The organism is Barnesiella sp. CU968, assembly GCF_905219685.1.
GTDB lineage: Bacteria > Bacteroidota > Bacteroidia > Bacteroidales > Muribaculaceae > Lepagella > Lepagella muris_A.
In genome coordinates, this window is record NZ_CAJMXD010000435.1 from 1 (window position 1) to 2,286 (window position 2,286).

The following is a 2,286-nucleotide window of genomic DNA, read 5'->3' on the forward strand; positions in this document are numbered from 1 at the left end:
CCACAGTCTTCGGACTGTTTAACATTCATTCATAATCTCAAACCCTCTGACCCGTCAATATTTTTCAGGACGCCACACTACTCTCAACTGGTCGCTCCTGCCAAGTCGCTAAGCAAGCCCGCAAAAATACATGGTATAGCAATATAAATGGATGCATATTAAGAATTTGAAGCATCGCGGATTCCCTCTCACCTTGCGGTGTTTCTGGCAGGACGCGGACAGAGCAGATGGCACGCGGATCTTTTGATATGCTGTACGAGACGGATTTTGGTTGTCCGTATTAGCCGATAGATCCTTATCCATCGGCTTCGATCCGCAACTCTCCGTTGGCTGCCGTTGGCTGCCAAATCCGCTGAGCCTCAACATTCCGGATTGACTTTGACATGAAAAAAATAAATCCGCGCCCCATCCGCCATATCAGCGCCCCACCCTATATGCCATAGGCATAAGGAATCCGCGATGCCGGATATCCATAATTTAACAAGTCGTAGCAGCGATTGCTCGCAACAGCAGCTACGGCTTGACACTCACCATGAAGGAAATTTAAATGAATACAGGCTCAATAAAACCTCTGTCCCTCCATGGCTCTGTGTTAAACTATTGTATCAAAAGCTTTTAATCTTTGTTCCTCAACGTTGAAATTTTGTTGGAGTATAATATAAGGCATGAGTACCATTTCGCCACTATTCTCTTACCTATAACCTGTCCATCAGTAGGAATTGGTAACATAAAACTGAATTTCCTAATTATTTAGATGACGAAAAGTTAGCAAAATTTCTCAATTTCAACAAAATCCTCAATTTATACCACACATATTATAAAATTACCCACGTACCATCGTTAGCCTTGCCTTTATGTTTCAGCATATCGAATTTCTGTAAAGCAGAAAGATCACGTTCAATAGTGCGTTGACTCACCGACAGTATCTCCGACATCTGTCGACCACTAATTGTTGGAGATTCCTTGATTAGATTGAGGATTTTACGTTGACGTTCAGAGAGTTTAGTCTCCGACATATCTCCGTCACTATCTCCGACATTAGAGTTCTCAGTAGAGGCAAAGATGATAGTTTGAAACTGGGTCGGGGTCGATTTGAGTGACAGAAAGACGATCATCGTAGATATCAATATGCACCTCGCCACCCATAACAGTATAGTCACGGTGGATAAAGTGGTTAACCATAGCTTCGAAAACAGCACGTTCTGCATACTCAGGCTTGTTCTTTCTCCCATCAGGTAACTTCTCCCAACCTTTCTTTGTGTTGGATTTCACAAAGTTCATAGCCTCACGAAGCAACATGAGTACGTTTCCTGTAAACTCTGCATCATTTATTGCATCACCCTTTTCCTTTCCATCCCAACGTGTGCAGTATAGGCGAGATTGCATCAATGGACAGTCATNAACAAACAAAGCACCAGCATTCGTAAGATTCTTTGCACTATTTATCAATCCAAACGACAAAAGAAATTTCTTGTCCCATTCTTGTTTAGTGCGGTCTTTGAAAGTATTCGCTAATATCGTGAAAGCATAGTCTTTTATTTTATATTCCGTATGAAGAGAATCGAAGGTCTTATTCGAACCTTTCAACACCAGCCGTACCCTTTGTTCAGCGGTTACGGGAACACTTTCGTCGCCAATACGGATAAATGCAACACGCTGACCATCACCAACGTAGTAATACGGAGTATAATGTCCTGCATNAACCTTGAGCTGCAAGATATGCAAACCATCTATATCATAGGGAATCATTTCAACCTCTGGCTGAGGATCCATATAGTCGCGAATCCTGCTACTGATAGCCTCACATACATGCTGCACATCATCAAGTCCTTTGACGATACCATCATTATAGATGCCAAAGAAAAGAGAGCCTCCTAAGCNATNAGCAAATGCACTTACGCTCTNCAACCAACTCTTTGGCTTCTTCTCTTCAAGCATCATCTTGAAGTCGTATGCAGTACACTCTGCTATCAAAGTATTTAATTTCATTCTAAATGACTTGCCTATAATATGGTTCCAATAGATTTACAAAGGTACACATTTTTATTGAGAAGATGACATTAAATCTTTGTTTTACGCGGTAATTTAAGCAAATTTTATGTAGAATCACCTCTATGAGGTAACAAAAGAAACGGAGGGAGCGATGCTCCCTCCGTTTCCTAATCATAATTATTCCTTATCGCCATGTCAGCGTCATAATTGCTGTGCCATGTCTAGTCCGGAAAAGTGTTGACCGTCAGATTCAACATTTTTTAGTAAAATGTGTGAAGAAAACAAAAAATTCTG

Annotated in this window: 2 protein-coding genes; both read right to left on the minus strand. The window is 41.2% G+C overall.

The features are described from left to right. Window positions 1–815: 815 nt before the first annotated feature. Entirely contained in the window at window positions 816–1,115 is a 300-nt protein-coding gene (locus tag JX312_RS14375) for an HTH domain-containing protein (protein ID WP_370541511.1), read from the minus strand. Next, window positions 1,048–1,989, minus strand: coding sequence for a helix-turn-helix domain-containing protein (locus JX312_RS12460; RefSeq protein ID WP_239653915.1), 942 nt, complete (start codon window positions 1,987–1,989; stop codon window positions 1,048–1,050). The genes JX312_RS14375 and JX312_RS12460 overlap by 68 nt, the downstream gene beginning before the upstream one ends. Between the last annotated feature and the right edge of the window lie 297 nt (window positions 1,990–2,286).

Bases quoted from the DNA above. Each gene is read 5' to 3' on its own strand.
- JX312_RS14375 (WP_370541511.1), bottom strand. From the start codon at position 1,115: ATGATCGTCTTTCTGTCACTCAAATCGACCCCGACCCAGTTTCAAACT.